At 60.3% G+C, this 17,111-nt stretch carries 15 protein-coding genes; 3 read left to right on the forward strand and 12 right to left on the reverse strand.

Features of this window, described 5'->3' with window-relative positions; all coding sequences use genetic code 11:
* Positions 1-3 precede the first annotated feature (3 nt).
* From trbJ to trbB, 5 genes are read right to left on the reverse strand one after another with little or no spacing between them, the layout of a single operon-like run.
* Positions 4-735, reverse strand: a complete 732-nt coding sequence (trbJ, locus tag AC0X69_RS01070; RefSeq protein ID WP_482610460.1) for a P-type conjugative transfer protein TrbJ — start codon at positions 733-735, stop codon at positions 4-6.
* Positions 735-3,167 carry a conjugal transfer protein TrbE gene (trbE, locus tag AC0X69_RS01075; protein ID WP_482610462.1) on the reverse strand — a complete coding sequence of 811 codons (2,433 nt, stop codon included), beginning with the start codon at positions 3,165-3,167 and terminating at the stop codon, positions 735-737. The genes trbJ and trbE overlap by 1 nt, the downstream gene beginning before the upstream one ends.
* A gap of 12 nt (positions 3,168-3,179) precedes the next feature.
* On the reverse strand, positions 3,180-3,464 hold the full coding sequence (locus AC0X69_RS01080; RefSeq protein ID WP_482610464.1) for a VirB3 family type IV secretion system protein: 285 nt from the start codon (positions 3,462-3,464) through the stop codon (positions 3,180-3,182).
* Complete coding sequence (locus AC0X69_RS01085) at positions 3,464-3,799, reverse strand: TrbC/VirB2 family type IV secretion system protein (RefSeq protein ID WP_482610466.1); 336 nt, start codon at positions 3,797-3,799, stop codon at positions 3,464-3,466. The genes AC0X69_RS01080 and AC0X69_RS01085 overlap by 1 nt, the downstream gene beginning before the upstream one ends.
* On the reverse strand, positions 3,783-4,778 hold the full coding sequence (gene trbB, locus AC0X69_RS01090) for a P-type conjugative transfer ATPase TrbB (protein WP_482610468.1): 996 nt from the start codon (positions 4,776-4,778) through the stop codon (positions 3,783-3,785). Before trbB ends, AC0X69_RS01085 begins: the two co-directional genes overlap by 17 nt.
* A 589-nt stretch (positions 4,779-5,367) precedes the next feature.
* Between trbB and AC0X69_RS01095 the strand changes: the two genes are divergently transcribed.
* From AC0X69_RS01095 to AC0X69_RS01105, 3 genes are all read left to right on the forward strand, one after another.
* A protein-coding gene (locus AC0X69_RS01095) for an IS5 family transposase (protein WP_482610470.1) occupies positions 5,368-6,125 on the forward strand; the annotation gives its coding sequence in 2 pieces (ribosomal slippage) (positions 5,368-5,703 and positions 5,706-6,125; 756 coding nt in all).
* A gap of 432 nt (positions 6,126-6,557) precedes the next feature.
* Positions 6,558-7,628: a hypothetical protein gene (locus AC0X69_RS01100; RefSeq protein ID WP_482610472.1), complete on the forward strand. Its 1,071-nt coding sequence runs from the start codon at positions 6,558-6,560 to the stop codon at positions 7,626-7,628.
* A 39-nt stretch (positions 7,629-7,667) separates the two neighbouring features.
* The gene (locus AC0X69_RS01105; protein ID WP_482610474.1) at positions 7,668-8,909 is read left to right on the forward strand and encodes a fimbrial protein; all 1,242 of its coding nucleotides are present in this window, start codon (positions 7,668-7,670) and stop codon (positions 8,907-8,909) included.
* A gap of 589 nt (positions 8,910-9,498) precedes the next feature.
* Here AC0X69_RS01105 and AC0X69_RS01110 read toward each other — a convergent pair.
* The 7 genes from AC0X69_RS01110 to AC0X69_RS01140 all read right to left on the reverse strand — a co-directional run bounded on the left by AC0X69_RS01110 (position 9,499) and on the right by AC0X69_RS01140 (position 17,097).
* Entirely contained in the window at positions 9,499-9,918 is a 420-nt protein-coding gene (locus AC0X69_RS01110) for a ribbon-helix-helix domain-containing protein (protein WP_482613284.1), read from the reverse strand.
* 10 nt (positions 9,919-9,928) lie between these two features.
* Entirely contained in the window at positions 9,929-11,926 is a 1,998-nt protein-coding gene (locus AC0X69_RS01115) for a conjugal transfer protein TraG (protein WP_482610476.1), read from the reverse strand.
* A 107-nt stretch (positions 11,927-12,033) separates the two neighbouring features.
* Positions 12,034-13,785 carry a relaxase/mobilization nuclease domain-containing protein gene (locus AC0X69_RS01120; RefSeq protein WP_482610478.1) on the reverse strand — a complete coding sequence of 584 codons (1,752 nt, stop codon included), beginning with the start codon at positions 13,783-13,785 and terminating at the stop codon, positions 12,034-12,036.
* Between the two features lie 238 nt (positions 13,786-14,023).
* Positions 14,024-14,854, reverse strand: a complete 831-nt coding sequence (locus AC0X69_RS01125; protein WP_482613285.1) for a lytic transglycosylase domain-containing protein — start codon at positions 14,852-14,854, stop codon at positions 14,024-14,026.
* 5 nt (positions 14,855-14,859) lie between these two features.
* The gene (locus tag AC0X69_RS01130) at positions 14,860-15,360 is read right to left on the reverse strand and encodes a S26 family signal peptidase (RefSeq protein ID WP_482610480.1); all 501 of its coding nucleotides are present in this window, start codon (positions 15,358-15,360) and stop codon (positions 14,860-14,862) included.
* Positions 15,357-15,824, reverse strand: coding sequence for a DUF2840 domain-containing protein (locus tag AC0X69_RS01135; protein ID WP_482610482.1), 468 nt, complete (start codon positions 15,822-15,824; stop codon positions 15,357-15,359). The genes AC0X69_RS01130 and AC0X69_RS01135 overlap by 4 nt, the downstream gene beginning before the upstream one ends.
* Before the next feature lie 379 nt (positions 15,825-16,203).
* Entirely contained in the window at positions 16,204-17,097 is an 894-nt protein-coding gene (locus tag AC0X69_RS01140; protein ID WP_482610483.1) for a replication initiator protein A, read from the reverse strand.
* Positions 17,098-17,111: the final 14 nt, after the last annotated feature.

A 17,111-nucleotide genomic window follows, 5' to 3' on the forward strand; every position in this document is an offset into this window, starting at 1 on the left:
CCCTCAATGAAACATGGCGACATTGCCGGGCTGATAGCCCTGGCCAGGCGCGATGAAGCGGCGCATCTGTTCGCGCGCCTGTTCCTGCGCTTCGGCCTGACGCGCGAGTTCAAGCGACTGGGCGCGTCCCTGCGAGGCGAGTAGCGCCGTCACATCGGCGAGTTGCTTGGTCTGTAGCGCGAGCAGCTGATTGCCGGCTTGCGAGGCTTGCAGCGCGCCAACGGCCGATTGGCTCGATGACAGAAGCGTCCCGGCTTCGAATTTGGCCGTGTAGATCGATTGCACGATGCCGGCCTGGACGCGCATCGCGTCTTGCAGCGCCCCGAGAGAATTCTGCCAGCGCTGCCTTGCGCCATCGATCAGCGAAGCGGAGCTTGTCGAGACGTTCGCCGGCCCATAATGGGTCGAGAAAGCCTGATCGATCTGGCGCACGTCATAGGCGATGCGCTGCGCATTATTCAGCAGTCGCTGGGTCTCGCCGATCGATTGTTGGAGGCTTTGCAGCGAGGAGTAGGGGAGATTTGTGAGATTTTTGCCCTCATTGATCAGCATCTGAGCCTCGTTCTGGAGGCTCGTGATCTGATTGTTGATCTGCCGCAGTGTATTTGCCGCCGTCATGACGTTTTGGGCGTAATTGGTGGGATCGAACACCGCCAGTTGCGCCGATGAGGGATTGTTGAGCGAGAGAAGGATGGCGACAGCCGTCGCCGCTAAGAGCTTTCGGTTTCGGATCATCACGATGTCTCCGGAAATCCAGGATTGGGGAGAAGGTCGGCGGCCCAGCAAAGGCCGCGATCGTTGAGCCAGGCGCGGGCAAAGCCCGCGCGCCCATGTTCGGCGATAAGTCGAGAAATCGCCCGCTGATCATTTTTTGAGGACGCGGCGCAGAGCGCGAGGGCGAGGGGACCGAGCCCGAGTTCGAAGAGGCGATTGCCGCGCCGAGACTGACAGTAATAGTCGCGCTTAGGGATAGCTCGCGCGATGATCTCGATCTGCCGATCGTTGAGACCGAAGCGCCGATAGATCGCGAGGATCTGGGGTTCGATCGCCCGTTCGTTGGGCAGAAAGATCCGCGTCGGGCAGCTCTCGATGATCGCTGGCGCGATCGGGCTCGTTTCAATATCGGCGAGCGACTGCGTGGCGAAGACGACGGAAGCGCCTTTCTTGCGCAGCGTTTTTAGCCATTCGCGTAGCTGCGCAGCAAAGTTCGGATCGTCGAGCGCGAGCCAGCCTTCGTCAACGATAAGCAAAGCGGGAGAGCCGTCGAGCGCCGCTTCGATGCGGTGGAAGAGATAGGAGAGAACGGCAGGCGCCGCGGCGGAGCCGATGAGCCCCTCCGTCTCGAAACATTGAACATCAGCGTCGCTTAGATCCTCATGTTCGGCGTCAAGGAGCCGCCCATGTGATCCGCCGAGGCAATAGGGTTTGAGTGCGCGTTTTAGGGGATTGGATTGCAGAAGGACGGAGAGTCCGGTCAGCGTTCTCTCTTGAACAGGCGCCGAGGCGAGAGAGGAGAGCGCCGACCAGATATGGTCTTTCACCTCTGGGGTAACGGTCACATTCTCGCGCGCGAGGATCGCAGCGATCCATTCCGCCGCCCAGCTGCGTTCGGCCGGATCAACGATATTGGCGAGCGGCTGCAGTGAGACCGGCTCAAATGCATCTTCGGACAGCGCGCCGCCGAGATCGCGCCAGCTTCCGCCCATGGAGAGCGTCGCGGTGCGCGCCGAGCCGCCGAAGTCGAAGATAAAGATGCGCGACCGCTCGTAGCGACGAAACTGCAGCGCCATCAGCGCCAGGAGCACGCTCTTGCCGGCGCCGGTCGGTCCGACAATCAGCGTATGGCCGACATCGCCGACATGAAGCGAGAAGCGGAATGGCGTCGAGCCTTCGGTCTTGGCAAAGAGCAACGGCGGAGCGTTGAGGTGGGCATCGGTCAGTGGTCCCGCCCAGACTGCCGAGAGCGGGATCATATGGGCGAGATTGATGGTCGAGACCGGCGGCTGGCGGACATTGGCGTAGACGTGTCCAGGCAGGGACCCTAGCCATGCCTCAATGGCGTTGACCGTCTCGATCATGCAGCTGAAGTCGCGGCCCTGGATGATCTTTTCGGCAAGCCGCAGCTTCTCGTCGGCGAGACGTAGATCTTCGTCCCAGACAGTGAGCGTCGCCGTCACATAGGCTTCGCCAATAAGATCGGAGCCGAGGTCCTGCAAGGCGGCGTCGGCTTCGAGCGCCTTGTTATGCGCGTCGGTGTCGACGAGCATCGCCGCCTCATTGGTCATGACCTCCTTGAGGATGGCGAAGATCGACTTGCGCTTGGCGAACCACTGGCGGCGAATGCGGGTGAGAACCTTGCTCGCGTCTACCTTGTCGAGCGAGATCGCTCGCGTCGACCAGCGATAGGAAAAGGCGAGACGATTAAGTTCGTCGAGAATCCCGGGATGGGTCGATGACGGAAAGCCGAGGATCGTCAGGGTGCGCAGATGGGCATTCCCCAAACGCGGCCCGAGCCCGCCGGTTAAGGGCTCGTCGACGAGGATGGCGTCGAGATGCATCGGCGTCTCGGGGACGCGCACCCGATGGCGCTTGGTCGAGACGCAGGAATGAAGGAACGAAAGGGTTTCGGCGTCGCCAAGCCACTCGGCTTCCGGCGCGAAGCCTTCGATCAGCTGTAGCAGCCGATTGCTACGATCGATGAATGAGGAGAGGTCGCTTTTTGCGTCCCGTTCTGACGAGCGGCCTTCATAGAGCCAGCTCTCGGCGCTCGCCGCATCATCTTCCGGGGGCAGATAGACGAGGGTGAGAAAATAGCCGCTATCGAAATGCGCGCCTTCTTCCTCGAACTGCGCCCGACGTTCTTCGTCAACCAGCGCCGAAACGGGATCTGGAAAGAAACTCGCCGGATAATCCTGCGCCGGATTGCGCTGCGCCTCGAAAAAGATCGCCCAGCCGGAGCCAAGTCGGCGGAGCGCATTGTTGAAGCGCGCCGTGACGCCGACAAGTTCGGCTAGCGTGGCGCTTTCCAGGTCTGGGCCGCGAAAGCGCGCCGTCCGCTGAAAAGAGCCGTCCTTGTTCAGGACGACGCCCGGCGCGACGAGCGCCGCCCACGGCAGAAAATCGGCGAGGCTTTGCGGCTTCTTGCGGTATTCGGCGAGGTTCAGCATGAAGGCTTTCCCTCAAGCGCCAAAATGCGCTGGATAGCGCAGATGCCGGCGCACGACTTCCACGAAATCGGGATCGCGTTTTCCCGCCCAGATGGCTGCCGTCTGCGCGACGACCCAGAACACGAGTCCGGCGATCCACAGGCGCAAGCCGAGGCCGAGCGCCGCTGCGAGCGTTCCATTCAAGATGGCGATTGAGCGTGGCGCTCCGCCGAGAAAGATCGGCTGGGTCAAGGAACGGCGGACAGGCACGCGAAAGCCCGGGACCGAGGCCTCCGACGACAGTGAAATCGTCTCCATCAGATCAACGCTCCGCCGCCGAAGGAGAAAAAGGAGAGAAAGAAGCTCGACGCGGCGAAGGCGATCGAAAGGCCGAAGACGATCTGCACTAGCCGCCGGAAGCCGCCCGACGTGTCGCCAAAGGCCAGGGTCAGGCCGGTCGTGATGATGATGATCACCGCGATGATCTTGGCGACCGGGCCTTCGATCGATTGCAGGATCTGCTGGAGCGGCTGCTCCCAGGGCATGTTGGAGCCAGCGGCGAACGCGGGTGATGAAACGACTGCAATGCCAAGTCCGAAAACCGCAACTCCAACGCGCGCACGAAATGTCGCGCCACTATGAAACATGTTCATGCTCTTCTCCGAAGCTGATGCGGGTAAGCTCGATGAGCGCGTAGTCGCCGTGTTCGCCGAGGCCTGTGACAGCCGCGAGCTCAATCAGCCTGCGCTCAGCCCCTCGGCCGGCGAGCACGGCGACGATCTGGATCGTCTCGGCGATCAGCGCGCGCGGCACAGTCACCACGGCTTCCTGGATGAGCTGTTCGAGACGACGTAGTGCGCCAAGCGCGGAACCTGCGTGAATGGTGCCGATTCCCCCGGGATGGCCCGTGCCCCAAGCCTTGAGCAAATCCAGCGCTTCGCTGCCGCGCACTTCGCCAATTGGGATGCGATCGGGTCGCAAGCGCAGTGACGAGCGCACAAGCTCGGAGAGCGAGGCGACGCTGTCTTTGGTGCGCAGCGAAACAAGGTTTGGCGCGGCGCATTGCAATTCGCGCGTGTCTTCGATCAGAACGACGCGGTCATTTGTCTTGGCGACTTCCGCCAGCAACGCATTGGCGAGCGTCGTTTTGCCAGTCGACGTGCCGCCGACGACAAGGACATTTTTCCGCTCAGCAACGGCTGCTCGGAGGATCGCGGCCTGGTGCTTCGATATGACGCCCGCTGCAACGTAGTCATCAAGCGAGAACACCGCGACAGCGGGCTTTCGGATCGAAAAAGCTGGCGCGTAGACGATCGGCGGCAGAACGCCTTCAAAACGCTCGCCAGTCTCGGGCAATTCCGCTGAGACGCGTGGCGCCTCCGCATGGACTTCGACGCCGACATGATGCGCGACGAGTCGGATAATGCGCTCGCCATCTTCCGCCGAAAGTCGAGCGCCCGTATGCTCGAGCCCACTCGTCAAGCGATCGAGCCAGAGCCGGCCGTCTGGATTGAGCATGATCTCGACGACGCCTTGGTCATCGAGCCAGGAGGCAATCTCCGGTCCCAGCGCCGTTCGCAACATGCGCGCGCTGCGCGATAGTGCTTGCGCATTGTCGGAGTGAGTTGGCATTTCTGTCCCCGATGTGTCTCGAACCGCGAGTCGGCGGTTCGAGGTCGGGGCCGATTAAGAAAGGCTCGAAACGTGCGAATGCAACAACTCAGTCAGAGGTGTAGGGCTATGGCGCGGAAAGACAGGGAAAGGGCGATTTCTAACTAAACGAAAAGCGCTCGAGGTTGATGACCGGCATTGATTTCCCTTTGTGGAGGGGCGTTCGCTCCTTGGAACGTGCAGGTCAAGAGTGTGGTTTGCTTCAATGAGCTGAAATTCTTGCGCCAAGAAAGCGGCGCCGGAGCTTTTTTGGACCGCGAACTTTCGTCGCAATATGTTGGTCCAGCGCCGCAGCTGCTCGGTCGGCCCTGAAAGCACATAAACATTCGCGATCTGACTTCGACAAGGTGCCACCATTGGAAAGGTCGGTGGCGTACAGGATCGTAAAGGGCGGTCTAAGCAGGCCATCCGATCAGGGAAATCGCTAGATCACGCGTCACTGGATACGCTTGTCTCGTCGCTTTGATGCGCAAGACCTAGGGTCCGGACCTATAAACCCGTTGGCATGAGCGTGCAGTTGTGATTCACGGCTTTCCGAAAGGAAGCGCCGATGATTCTCGATCAATTCTGGCTGACGGATGCGCAGTTTTCGAAGATTGCGCCTCATCTTCCGACCGATACTCGGGGCAACGCGCGGGTCGATGACCGTCGCGTGATCAGCGGCATCATCCAAGTGCTCAAATCTGGTGGACGCTGGGTCGACGCGCCGCCGGAATACGGGCCGAAGAAGACCCTTTATAATCGCTATGTCCGTTGGGCCGCCAAAGGTGTCTGGGTCGATCTCTTTCATGCGCTCGCGCAAGCTGGCGGCCCGCCGGCGCAGGTTCTCATCGACTCCTCGGCGGTCAAGGCGCACCGCTCCGCAAGTGGGGGTAAAGGGGGGAGTGTGCCCAGGCGATCAGCCGATCGCGCGGTGGACGCACGACCAAAATCCATGCGCTGACAGACGCCCAATGCCGGCCAATCGCCTTCATGCTCACCGGCGGGAACGTCGCCGATTGCGCGGCGGGGATGGAGCTTCTCGCGCGGCTTCCCACGTGCGACATCCTGCATGGCGACAAGGGATACGACAGCGACGCCATCCGCCGTCGGGTCGAGGACGGCGGCGCAATGCCGAACATTCCGCCCAAGGCCAATCGCAGGTGGAAGAACTGCTTCTCGCCCTTCCTCTATCGCAATCGCAACGCCATCGAGCGTATGTTCTGCCGATTAAAAGACTTCAGGCGCATTGCAACCCGCTACGACCGAAACGCCGCGAACTTCCTCGCAGCTGTCTGCATCGCAGCCACCGTCAGCTATTGGTTATGAGTCTGAACCCTAACTCTTGTCGCATGACGAGCGATTTCCGAGCAAGACGCTCAATCGCGCGTCAGTATCGCGTTTAGATTCTGCATCCGTATAGCCCTAGGCGACAAATAAAGGATAGCTCTAAACTCTGGCATATCTTCGTTATTCTTTCAGATTTAGCGAAGGCTCAGGCGATCGATAATGTCGTCGATGATGCGTCGCGCCAATTCTGCGCTGAAACGCGTCGGGTGGCCCTTGCTTCCGCTCATACTTGGAAATTGAGCGTGAGAGAGGCTATGCGTCAAAATAAAGTGTTGGAATGTGAATTACCAACAACATATTGATATTGACGGTTGCAGCCTTTGCAGGGTGGGGCTACATCTTGATTCGTTCTGGCGGAAGAAGGGCGCGAACGAAGCGTGATCTTCTGGTTTCGTTCTCACGGAGCGATGCATGGCCCACCGGATATTCAAAGATAAGCCCACCAAGTTCTTTTGTGACGACGTTACTGAGTTCATCAGAAAAACCGGCGAGCCGGAGAAGCACCCCGAACTCTACACAGGTCGGATAGACCCTAATGAGGAATATGAAATTCTCAGGCACGTGAAGATTGACGGCAAGAAGCGGCCAAACGGGGATAAGGCCCCGTGCCCGATGTGTACGCCGAACCGATTTTTTGAAGGGGACCTCATCTATCTGAAGAGGATGCACGTTGCGGCGGTGATCGGCAGGTGTTGTGCCGTCCATGCCCAGCAGGCCGAGCAGCGATACAAACAGGAGCAGAAGAAGTTCAACGACGAGAGCTATCTACTTGAGGCGTTCAAGTACCTCGCCTCGAAGCGTGCAACGATCAGCGCGGCGCGGTCTGTGGCCGAGCAGACGCTGGATGCATACAGGAAGTTCAGGCGCGAGATGCCCGACCTGCAGGAACGGCTGCGGGCCATTAAGGAGCGGGGGAACGCGCAGATGGTTCTTTACGAGATTATCGAGCCGACGGAAGAGGACGAGCAGAAGGAGTCGGATTACTTCGGCCCGGCAGGCTTTCGTGGGCGTGGCGACTTCGGGGCACAGTCCCGCGACATCGACTTCGGTTACATGCGGGGGACGACGGCCCTCATTAAGAATTATCAGCCGGTGACCGAGCTGAATGACATTGATCGAAACATCAGCTTCCTCAATTTTGATGGTGACGAGGAAGATGCCCTGAATTTCATCGCTGCAATGAGCGATTCCGAGAGGCGCGCCACCGTTGCAAGTTTGCAATTGGCTGACCAGAAATACGTGAGGTTCTCAGAGCGGGTGCAAGACTGCCTCGCCTTTTTCTCCCCAGACAATATCGACAGGTTGAACTGCTTCGGCAGCCATCCGCTCAATCACCAGCCATTCAGCGCGTCCATCAGCGTCACGTGGAAGCGCAGGATAGTGCGTTTCAAGGAAGGCATGGTCACCGCCTTCATCCCGATAAATGCCGAGCTCTACGAGTTCGACTTCTCTTGGAAGCTCGTGCCGTTCAAGAAGAGCTGACGACAACCAAACCATCATCCGCGATAAACAGAGGTGGAGATGCGCGAGCGCAATTATCTCTTCGAGGGCCGTTCCAGTTTCGATTACACGACCGCATACCCAGGCATGGCGCTCAAGGATATCGAGAGCATGCGTGAGGATGAAATCCTCAGCCGCTCGACAGATGACATTCTTGAACAGCTAAAAAGAAAGTACAGCTTCGACTTCCCCGTTTTGCATAGGGAAGACGAGTATTTTGACGAGGAAGACGCAACACGTGAGGTTTCGAACAGGTACGACTACTGGGGAGATAGCAGCGGAACGCGCACCATCAAGCAGAAGATAGCGGTGTTCCACCTGCCCTTTTCTGGCGATGCAGGCATGTTCGCCATTCAGCCGAGTTCACGTAGCATCCCCGGACCGATGGCTGAAATAAGGGGCTCGGAATTGCTCATCCGCATGATCGTGGACGGAAAGCAGGGCGACCAAATCAAGAGTGAATATCAAAATACTGTGCAGAGCATCAACACCCATATCCAGCAGTTGACGCGTGATCTGGGGAACATATACGCGCACATCGAACCGCCATGCCGGGCCAAAATCGAAGAGCGCAAAGCCACTATCTTGAGGAACCGGAACACGCTTTCTGCCATTGGGATTCCCATGAAAAGGCGGTCGGATGCGCCGACGACTTATCGTGCGCCGGACATACAACGGAAGGTAACGCCCGTCAGGCCGCCCGCGACAGGGACGAGAAAGCCGTTTGCGCCCGAGCCAGCCCTTGACGAGGCTGAATATACGCACATCCTCAACATCATGGACAACATGACGAAGGTGATGGAGCGGAGCCCTCACGCCTTTGCGAAGATGGGCGAAGAAGACATCCGCCAGCACTTCCTGGTGCAGCTTAATGCCCAGTACGAGGGGCAGGCCACCGGCGAGACCTTCAATTATCAGGGCAAGACGGACATTCTTATCCGTTCGGAAGGCAAGAACGTCTTTATCGCGGAATGCAAGATTTGGCGCGGCGAGAAGGTGTTCCTTGAGACCGTGGACCAAATTCTCTCCTACCTGAGTTGGAGAGACACCAAGACGGCCGTGGTCATCTTCAACCGCAACAAGGACATGAGTGCGGTGCTGGCTACGATCAAATCGGCGATGGGGAAGCACGAGCAAAAGAAGCGCGGGCCGAAGGTCGAGAGCGAGACTCGATTCCGGTATGTCATAGGGAACCCGTCGGACCATGACCGCGAAGTCGTGATGACGGTCATGGTTTATGACATTCCGGCACCAGAGGACTGATAGGATGCGGTAAGGCCTTAGCTGGAGTCGAGTTTAGTCTATATCGGTCGTTCACTACGGCAGACATCGCCTTGCCTGAACGCGATCGTTGAAGGAAGCACCGGCGATGCAACGGCCCGTAAACGTGATGATGGAGCTGGCAAAGAGCTGAAGGGTAGGGACCTCCCAGATGCGGGGCCGCGTCGGCCCGATCGAGCGTCAGGCTAAAAAAGAATCGCAGCGCCATCACTGTACAGTTGACGATCGGCGACGATGTGGATCTCGTTTTAGCGCAGTTAGAAAAAGACGCAGATCTTCGGCTGCGGTCGTGTCCTCCGATCGACCGAGGAAGGTCACGAAAGTTCTGACTGCGCGGATGTAGTTTCTCGTCTCAGAGGCGAAACGGCGGACGGTCATGTCCTCGTGATGCGCTGCGGAAGCGGGGTGATGCACTTTTCGGTCATGGGATGCCCTGTCTGAAGCGAGGTTGCTAACCCACGATCTTCAGACGGGTTGCCGCCGTTATCATGCGCTCCCCCCAACAACGCGCATCAGAATGTCTGGGGCGAACCACCGCAAGAGCGGTTTAGTTCATTGAGGCCAAGCGGACCTATGCTTCCGGCCTCGTTGCGTCGATATCGTGTGACACCTCTTTCGCAAAACGCTGGCCCTTCGCCAGTCTTCGACCAAGCGCTTCAATGAAAGTCTCGTATCTTTCTTTTGCTTTCGCTTGGGCTGCCGCCTGCGCCTCTCCGGGGAGTGGCGGCGTTGCGGTGAGCCAGGCGCGGATAAAGAGCGCCTGCGCTTCGTTGCCGATTGAGACATCGCGCTCGAGACGTTCGATCGCGCGCGTCATCTTGTCGAGACGGCGTGTGATCGCCGCCTCGCGCTGATCAGCAGCGTCCGGGGAAAGGAACGAAGCAAGCGCGGCTTCAACGATAGTGGACTTTGAAAGGCCCCTGCGCGCCGCGAGCTCGTCAAGGCGTTTGAGCAGCGCGACGTCGAAATAACAGTTCAGTCGCCCCTTCATCATAATGTCCTCAAAGATCCAAGCCGTCGTCGGGATCGAGAGAGGCTTGCCTCGCGAGCGAGCGCATCCGATCGCCGAGGGGTTTGACCTGCACGGGTTCGTCATCCGCCTCGCTATCGCCGAAGGCGAATTCCTTTGGCGACGCAAGAATCTCCGGCGTTATGGCCTCATATTCCGGCAGCATGGGTTCGCGCCGTATCCCGCTATTTGCGTCCTCGGCCTCGTCGTCGCGAGGCTCGCCGACTTTGGAGCCGGCCGACTTTTGTGCGGCATCCGTGACCGTGGCTGGCCAATTTCCGTCCAAGCGATCGTCGTTGACAGTCCGGTGCGTCGATTTCGGCGGGGCGAATATTCTCTCTTTGAAGCGCTTGTCTTCGTAATAGCGCGCCTTGCGGGCGCGTATCGGCGGCGCGCCGGAGACGAGAATGAGTTCTTCGTCCTGCGGCAGCTGCATTACTTCCCCGGGCGTCAGCAGCGGGCGCGCCGTCTCCTGGCGTGAAACCATCAGGTGACCGAGCCAGGGCGAAAGACGGTGGCCGGCGTAGTTTTTCATGGCGCGCATTTCGGTGGCGGTGCCGAGCGCGTCCGAAACCCGTTTGGCTGTGCGTTCGTCGTTCGTGGCGAAGGCGACGCGGACATGACAATTGTCGAGAATGGCGTTGTTAGCGCCATAGGCTTTTTCGATCTGATTGAGCGACTGGGCGATGAGAAACGCTTTGAGCCCGTAGCCGGCCATGAAGGCGAGCGCGGACTCGAAGAAGTCGAGCCGACCAAGCGCCGGGAACTCGTCGAGCATAAGCAGAAGGCGCTGGCGTTTCGATTTTCGGTCGAGGTCTTCGGTGAGCCGACGTCCAATCTGGTTGAGGATCAGCCTCACTAAGGGCTTGGTGCGACTGATGTCGGAAGGGGGCACGACGAGATAGAGCGTCGTCGGGCCTTGGTTCGTAACCAGATCGGCGATGCGCCAGTCGCAGCGCGAGGTGACCCTCGCGACGACGGGATCCCGGTAGAGCCCCAGAAACGACATAGCGGTGGAGAGGACGCCGGAACGCTCGTTTTCGCTCTTGTTGAGAAGCTCGCGGGCGGCCGAGGCGATGACCGGATGCGGCCTCTCGCCCAGATGTTTTGTCGTCATCATGGCGCTAAGCGTCGTTTCGATCGGGCGCTCCGGATCCGAGAGAAAGTTGGCGACGCCAGAGAGGGTTTTGTCTTCTTCGGCATAGAGGACATGCAGGATCGCGCCGACGAGAAGAGAGTGGCTGGTCTTCTCCCAATGATTACGCCGCTCGAGGGCGCCCTCGGGGTCGACGAGGATGTCGGCGACATTTTGCACGTCGCGCACTTCGGCTTCGCCGCGCCGGACTTCGAGCAGCGGGTTATAGGCGGCGCTATCCGGGTTGGTCGGATCGAAGAGGAGGACGCTGCCGAAGAGCGCGCGCCAACCCGACGTCAGGGACCAGTTCTCGCCCTTGATGTCGTGGACGATGGCCGAGCCGGACCAGGCAAGGAGGCTCGGCACGACGAGACCGACGCCCTTGCCGGAGCGCGTCGGCGCAAAACAGAGCACATGCTCCGGCCCGTCATGGCGCAGATAGCTATCGGCGAACTTCCCGAGCACGACGCCGTCCGGACCCAGTAAGCCGCCGCGGCGAATGTCGGTCACATTCGCCCAGCGGGCGGAGCCGTAGGTCGTCGCGTATTTCGCTTCGCGAGCGCGATGGACGGAAAGGCCGATCGCCGTGGCGATGGCGACAAAAGCCCCCGAGGTCGCGATGCCGGCGCCTTCAAGGAAAATGTCCGGCGCATAGGCGTCGAACTGATACCACCACATGAAGAATATGGGCGGTGGGTAAATTGGAAGATCGGGGCGCAAGACGAACCACGGCGATCCGAGCTCCGGCTGGAAGCCGAGACGCCAGGCGGTCCACTGCGTCGCGAGCCAGATTGCGATCAGGACGATCGATAGGACGATGACGATCTGACCCCAGAGAATCTTTGTTGCGTACATGGCGCGAAAGATCGGGGCGACACGTGACGAGCGGCAAGGGGCGCGAACCCGGGATCGAAGAATATCGCGGGCTCGCGCGCAAAGACTGGCGCGGTCCGCGCGGCAGTTCAGATCCCGAGACCGCGTTTCCTCACAAAACTCCAATCGACGCCGCCGCCAGGCGACATGACGCCGGAGATATGCTGGCCGAGCTTCGTCTCCAGCGACGGCGACCAGGGGACCAGCTGGAAGCCGAGGCCGTCATCGATCATGGCGAAACGGCCTGAGGCCAGTGACAGTCGTTGCCGGTAGGCGCCGGCCACACTGGCGCCCGCGGTCTTGGGTTGATAAGGGCGTCCCGTCTCGCTGGCGAGTTTTGCGCCGACGGCGTCGAGTTCTCGCTGCCGCAGCGTCGCAAGAAGGTTGCGCGCAAACGTAACCCGCTGCCCTTGCCGGCTCGCGAGACCGGCGCCGGCGAGGTGATCGATCCGGGCGGAGAGCGCTTCGCGCACCTCCTGTCCGAAGCCTGCATGGGTGAGCGGCGTCTCCATGCGTTCAACAAGTCGCCGATCAAGCCACGTCGCGCCCTCCGCCTTGACCTGGTCGGCGAGGGACAAGTCGGATCGCACGGCAAGGGCGATGCGCTCGGCACCCCTTGCGTCGGCATAGCGCCGCAGTTCGACGATGCCGCCGGGCGCGGCGTCGCTCGTCGCTTCTATGTCGGGAAAGGTCAGATGATGGATGCGGCCGTCTCCGCCGTCGACGATGGCGAAAGCCTTCTCGGTCAGTTCGTCGGAGAGGCCGCGCGCGATGAGCCGTCCGACGATTGGCGCGTCCTCAACCTCGCGATGGATTGCGAACTCCGCCGTGCTTCTCTCGATCCGCGCCTCGGTCAGAGCGCGGTGCATGGTCTTGATGATGTCGCCGCGCAGGCCGAGATCGCGCAAGGCGCCCTCGGCCTCCTCCGCGAGCATCCATTGCGCCGGGCCAATTGGGACAGCGAGACCAAGCCGCTCCAATTTCTGCAGACGGCCGATTTTGAGTCGCTCGATGTTTGGATCCGTTTGCCCTCTGCCGGGGCGCAGGTCCACGATCCCGGTCTCATTGGCTCCGGCGGAGATCGTGCGGTCGAGCCGGGTCCAACGATCGGCGTCGACCTCGCGGGCGAGATCTTCGTGGATTCGCCGCTCCGGCTTCGGTCCCAATTCCAGACCGACCAGGCGCTCCGCTCTTGCGCGCATCCCGTTCGAAATATAGTCGCGCGAGATCACGAGATCGGCGCCATTGTCTGCCTTACCACGAAGGAGGATGTGGATGTGCGGATTGTCCGTGTTCCAATGGTCAACGCCAACCCAGTCGAGTTTGGTCCCGAGATCGCGTTCGGCCTCGCGGAGAAGGTCGCGAGTGAAGGCGCGTAGGTCTTCCATTTCGGTCGCGTCTTCTGGACTGACGATGAATCGAAAATGATGCCGGTCGTTCTTGCAACGTTTGACGAAGGCAGCGGGGTCCGCTGAATCGGAGCGGGCGTCGAACATGCGCGCCTTCTGATCGTCGCGCGTGACGCCGTCGCGCCTCAGATAAGGGACATGTGTCGCGAGCGGCGCGGATCGAAAGGCGTGGCCCTTGTGACGAACGACGCGCGCCTTGACGATGACGCGTCGTGCGTTCGATAGGAGCCCGTGCTCGGCGACCATCGCGCGCCCGCGGCCTCGGCCAAAGGTCGAACCCCGCGCGCGCCCAAGGCGGCCTCGCGCGCCGACGCCCCCAGCCTTGTTTGCCGCCTTCAGAACCTGACCGACAAAGCTTTTGAGCGTGCGCCTGCTTCGACTTTGGCGAATGCGTCCAGGACGGACGCGCAGATCGTCGGCGCTATCGCTCACGACGCCTTCGCCTTCGCGCTAGTGCCATCGAATTTGATGGGATGCCGAGAGATCGCTGCTTTGACGGCACCTCGCTGATCCGACCGGCACGCGCGAAAGCCCTGCGCAGCAGAGGCTCGCGCGGCGGCAGTGCCGCGCCTTGTATCTTGCCCTAGGTCGGTCGCTTTCGCTCCCTCCGCCGCGCTCGCGCACAAAGGCGCGAGTTGCTGCGCTAACATGCGATAGAGCTTGAAAGGGATCATCGAGCGCGACGAGCTACAAAAATTTCGGCTGCCGAACGATGAACCGGGCTCAAATCTGCGATAGCGTTGTCATTCGAAAGCGAAACTCGCGCAAATATTTTGTCGTCGCGCTGCGCCGGAAAAAGAGGGTGATCGACGGATTCCCCGGTAGTCGCTCCGGCGCTGGTCGCGCTGTTTTGGGCGATTTGCCGCGCAGAATTCAGTTTGGTTAGAGCGACGAAGGTTGACGGTTTGCTGATGTCGGCGGATGGGGAACTTTGCGTCGCAGCAAGCTCCTCGAGGCCCAATTTCAATGCAAGTCCCGCAAGATAATTTACGGTCTCGGCCGGCAACGGGCGTCCGTGCAAATATTCTTTATAGCGCTGGGGGCCGGCATTATAGGCGGCGAGGAAACCGCATTCGCCAAAGCGCTCGAACATCTCGGAGAGATAGGCTGCGCCCGCTAAAATGTTGTCGCGGGGATTGAAGGGATCGGGTCCAAGAACATGCTTGAGGCGTAGCTCCTCGTATGTCGCCGGCATGATCTGCATCAGACCGATTGCGCCTTTGCCGGAGACGGCGCATGCGTCGCCATAACTTTCGGCGCGCATGACGGCGCGAATCCATTGAGGCGGGATATGGAAGCGGCGCGACGCCTCGTCAGTCGCACTGCTGATGGCTTCTGCCGATGTCTCAGTCGAATCAAGCGCGCATTTGGTGGTTTCGACGGCGCGCGCCTTCGAAGGGGAAGTCGCGGCAAATGCTGTCACATAGGCGAGCAGAGCCACTGGAATTGCCAATCGGCGGCAACGTCTTCTGGAGAGCGTTCGAATTTTCTTTGGCGCCATTTCCGTCACTCCAACGTCCAAAGCGCGATCGCACGTCCAATCAATTTCTCGGAAGGAATGGTCCCGAAGTACCGTCCGTCGAGCGACGAGGGTTCATCCCAGTTGAGGAGAAAGACCTGGCCTGAAGCCACCGAAAGGCAACCGCTCCAAGTGGGCAGCGGTCGGCCGACGTGGTCGCGTTCCTGCGCCGCCGCCATGTAAATTCCGTCGACGGTCACGGTGCGCCCGTTGCGGCAGACTCGCTGGCCAGGTAATGCAGCGACGCGCTTGATCAGCAGCGCGCCCTTGGCAAGATAGCGGCGCTCAGCTAGCCAGCCTTCGAGCGCTTCCGGCGGTCGCGCGACGACAAGATCGGTGACGGTGAGTTTGCCTATAGGTTGGACGGCATAGAGACCTATGGGGACGCTGGCGGAGGCGTTCCAAACCAGCAGCGGATCGTGCGTCGTCGAGAGCGTTGATGCGACGGCGCAGCTTGCGAGCAATGCGAGAACGATGGGTCTGATCATTTGGAATTGACCCTCGCGCGCAGGAGCCAGGCTTGATGGCGTTCTCGCGTATAGGGCCGCGGCGGCAGGCCCGCAGCCAGTCGATTGTGGATATGCCGCCAATGATCCGGGCAGATATCTTGTGGCGCAAAGCCCAATGACTCGACAGCATCGATGCCGCGCAGAACCCGCTGAACATTGTTCCAGCCTACCGCTCGCAGAAGAATTTCAGCGCCGGGTTTGACGGCGGGGACAGTCGAATAGGGCTCGATCGATCTGCAGGCGCGCAGAATATCGATGCGCGAAACAAGCGTCCCGTAGCCGTTCGACGCCCAGCGGACGAATGCGAAAATTGATCCCGGCGTGAAGTAAGCGATGCGCCGCCGACGATCGAGCGTGCGTTCATTCACGGGCGCGCCGAAACGAATCCAGCGCTCGATCTTGCCTTTGAGAAAATAGAGCTCCACTTCGGTGAGCGGGGTCATGGCGCGCCTCCGGAAGGCGCAGAATTCTCCGAGTTACTTGCGACGTATGGATCGACGATGGAGCGAGTTCTCTCGAGGCGCCGCTTTTGCGCAGGCGCGCGGTCTCGGAGCGTGGCCTTGGAACGCCGACAAATGACGATGAACGCGAATCGACGGCTCTGCCCGTCACCTCTTTCCGGCAAAGCTTTGCCGCGATCATCCACAGGGTGGACTGCGGCGCGGTCCGTTAGAATGAATCCGAAGGATTCAATGTTAGTACAGTTAGGGGAGCCGTGAACGATGACATAGCAGGGCGTTAGAGACCATTTCGGTCCCCGATAGCACGAGGATTGGGTCCCTGATGGCACGATAGGGTCGGTCCCCGATAGCACGAGTGTTTTCACAGCTTGTCCACAGACCGGAGAGAGGGATCGAGGCGGCCTAAAGCGCGCTCGAGTGGGTCGAGTGGAATCGGCGCGAAGACGAGACGCTCGTCGCCAAGCGGGTCGTGATGGATGGAGAGCTGATAATTTGGAAGCGGCTGCCGACGTACGATGTCGCGCAGGTCGAACGCAAAATGTTTGAGCGGCGACAGCGCGCCGGACTTGGCGTGCAGATGCCGGAAATCGAAACTCCAGCCGCCGCCCTTACGGCCGCCATGCTTGCGCACGAGGCGATAGAGCCAACGCTCGAGACCGCCTGTCAGGGCGAAATATTCCCGATCGATTGTCAGCACCAGGGCTTCATTCAGGATGTTCGCATAGAACCAATCCGGCAGGATCAATTCGACGCCGAGCGGCCGACCGTTCGCGTCGGAGGTTTCTTTCCATTCATTGATCCAGGAGAAGCGGTGGCGCCGCCGCTCTGCCGGCTGGCGGATGGATGTCGCGACGCTTGTCGACTGCAGCCGGTCGAGCGCCGCCTTCAGCCGTTGATAATCTCGCGCGCTCGTCGTGCGTCCGATGAACGTCAGAATCTCATAAGGAGTCGTCGCCATCAGGCGCGAGGTTTTCAAGCCATTGTCGCGCGCCTGGACGATCTGGGAAGCAGCCCAAATGAGCACATCGGCGTCCCAAATGGTCGCCATGCCGTGCTCAGGCGTCGCTTCGACCTTGATGACGATCTCTCCCATCCGGAAGTCGATCGACGTCAGGCGTTTGGATTTGGCGAGGCTGAAAAATGGGTAGGACATCAGGTCCTGGGCGTCGCGCGGCGCGAGATCGCCAGGGAGGGCACGAAACAATTCGAGCTGCTCCCATTCATCGCTGAGTGGACGGCCGGATCGGCGTGCCATGGCGCGAGTCCGAG

This window comes from Methylocystis sp. Uni0008 (genome assembly GCF_056838045.1).

What these genes read in the sequence shown, in the direction of transcription:
- AC0X69_RS01115 (WP_482610476.1), bottom strand. Translation starts at nt 11,926, where the DNA reads ATGTACGCAACAAAGATTCTCTGGGGTCAGATCGTCATCGTCCTATCG.
- AC0X69_RS01100 (WP_482610472.1), top strand. Translation starts at nt 6,558, where the DNA reads ATGGCCCACCGGATATTCAAAGATAAGCCCACCAAGTTCTTTTGTGAC.
- AC0X69_RS01085 (WP_482610466.1), bottom strand. Translation starts at nt 3,799, where the DNA reads ATGAACATGTTTCATAGTGGCGCGACATTTCGTGCGCGCGTTGGAGTT.
- AC0X69_RS01125 (WP_482613285.1), bottom strand. Translation starts at nt 14,854, where the DNA reads ATGGCGCCAAAGAAAATTCGAACGCTCTCCAGAAGACGTTGCCGCCGA.
- trbB (WP_482610468.1), bottom strand. Translation starts at nt 4,778, where the DNA reads ATGCCAACTCACTCCGACAATGCGCAAGCACTATCGCGCAGCGCGCGC.
- AC0X69_RS01135 (WP_482610482.1), bottom strand. Translation starts at nt 15,824, where the DNA reads ATGACCCCGCTCACCGAAGTGGAGCTCTATTTTCTCAAAGGCAAGATC.
- AC0X69_RS01080 (WP_482610464.1), bottom strand. Translation starts at nt 3,464, where the DNA reads ATGGAGACGATTTCACTGTCGTCGGAGGCCTCGGTCCCGGGCTTTCGC.
- AC0X69_RS01105 (WP_482610474.1), top strand. Translation starts at nt 7,668, where the DNA reads ATGCGCGAGCGCAATTATCTCTTCGAGGGCCGTTCCAGTTTCGATTAC.
- trbE (WP_482610462.1), bottom strand. Translation starts at nt 3,167, where the DNA reads ATGCTGAACCTCGCCGAATACCGCAAGAAGCCGCAAAGCCTCGCCGAT.
- AC0X69_RS01130 (WP_482610480.1), bottom strand. Translation starts at nt 15,360, where the DNA reads ATGATCAGACCCATCGTTCTCGCATTGCTCGCAAGCTGCGCCGTCGCA.
- AC0X69_RS01110 (WP_482613284.1), bottom strand. Translation starts at nt 9,918, where the DNA reads ATGAAGGGGCGACTGAACTGTTATTTCGACGTCGCGCTGCTCAAACGC.
- trbJ (WP_482610460.1), bottom strand. Translation starts at nt 735, where the DNA reads ATGATCCGAAACCGAAAGCTCTTAGCGGCGACGGCTGTCGCCATCCTT.
- AC0X69_RS01140 (WP_482610483.1), bottom strand. Translation starts at nt 17,097, where the DNA reads ATGGCACGCCGATCCGGCCGTCCACTCAGCGATGAATGGGAGCAGCTC.